Genomic DNA, 1621 nt, shown 5'->3' on the forward strand with positions numbered 1-1621 from the left:
GCGGAGTGTCAGCCACCGAAGATGGCGACTGATCCACTGCATTCGCGAGCAAGCCCGCTCCCACATTTTGATTTGTGTTGCTGCCGGTCGGCGGAAAAACCAATGACTGCATCTTTATCAACTAGTCTCTGATGCGCAACGCCCGCCATACGCGTATGATTCGCGACCCTTCGCCGACCTCTTCGGCCGAGACCCCGCTTTCAACACTCTTCAGGCCACGCCTGAATCGACCCACCGGGAGGTGCTTAAGATGAACGACAAAGACCAGAACGACAGCCAGGAAATCGGCCCAGCAGGTGAAAAACTGCAAAAGGTGCTGGCGCGTATCGGCGTGGGCTCGCGCCGCGACGTCGAAGCCTGGATCACCCAGAAGCGCATCAAGGTCAACGGCGTCGAGGCCACCCTCGGCCAGCGCGTCGACCTGCACGATGCAATCACCATTGATGGCAAGGTCATCAAGCGTGAAGAGGCCGCCGAATCGGTGCGCCGTGTAATCATGTACAACAAGCCCGACGGCGAGATCTGCACCCGTGACGACCCGGAAGGCCGTCCGACTGTGTTCGACAAGATGCCTAAGCCGAAAGAAGGCCGCTGGATCAACATCGGTCGCCTCGACATCAACACCACCGGCTTGCTGATGTTCACCACCGACGGTGAACTGGCCAACCGCCTGATGCACCCGTCCTACGAGATGGACCGCGAATACGCCGTGCGTGTACGTGGCGAAGTCGATGACGAGATGATCGAGCGCTTGAAGGCTGGCGTGGTGCTGGAAGACGGCCCGGCCAAGTTCACCGACATCAAGCAAGCGCCAGGCGGTGAAGGCTTCAACCACTGGTACCACTGCGTGGTGATGGAAGGCCGTAACCGTGAAGTGCGTCGCCTGTGGGAATCCCAGGGCCTGGTGGTCAGCCGCCTGAAGCGCGTGCGTTTCGGCCCGGTGTTCCTGAACTCCGACCTGCCGATGGGCCGCTGGCGCGAAATGAGCCAGTACGAAGTCGACATCCTCAGTGCCGAAGTGGGCCTGACGCCGGTGGCCATGCCGCAGATGAACGCCAAGAGCAAAGACAAGCTTGAGCGTATGCAGCGTAAATCGTCGCGTCCTGTCGCCCGTACCGAGCGCGTTGCACGGACCGTGCGCCCGGCGCTGGATGCACCGGCCACGGGCGGGCGTATTTCCCGTCAGCCGCACATCGAAGGCGAGCGTCGCCCAACCGCGCCATCGCGCCAGGAAGGCGAACGTGCTCCACGCACGCCGCGTCCGGCCCCGGCCGGTGGTCGCAGCAACCGTGGTGAAGCCGAGCGCCCAGCCGACAACGCCAGCACCAAGCGTCCAGCCAAGCCAGCGGCGAACAAGCGCCCTGGCCCGAAACTGGTCGCGGACGAGCCGTCGGGCAAGCGCCGTGGCGCCCCGGCCGGTTCGGGTCAGCGTCCTGGTTTTGGTCGCAAGAAGCCGCAGTGATTTATTAAGCGCTGCCTAAAAACGCCAACCTTCGGGTTGGCGTTTTTTTTTGGCTTTGAATCTGAAATGCGATAACACCTGTGGGTGCAGGCTCATGTGGGAGCGGGCTTGCTCGCGAAAGCGGTGGACCAGTTAACGATGTATTGGCTGACACACCGC

At 62.0% G+C, this 1621-nt stretch carries 1 protein-coding gene; it reads left to right on the plus strand.

The window, feature by feature from the left end; translation table 11 throughout:
• Nucleotides 1-250: 250 nt before the first annotated feature.
• Nucleotides 251-1462: a 23S rRNA pseudouridine(2605) synthase RluB gene (gene rluB, locus NUV89_RS29585; protein ID WP_124524901.1), complete on the plus strand. Its 1212-nt coding sequence runs from the start codon at nt 251-253 to the stop codon at nt 1460-1462.
• Nucleotides 1463-1621 lie beyond the last annotated feature (159 nt).

This window comes from Pseudomonas sp. 18.1.10 (genome assembly GCF_024655625.1).
Taxonomy (GTDB): Bacteria; Pseudomonadota; Gammaproteobacteria; order Pseudomonadales; family Pseudomonadaceae; genus Aquipseudomonas.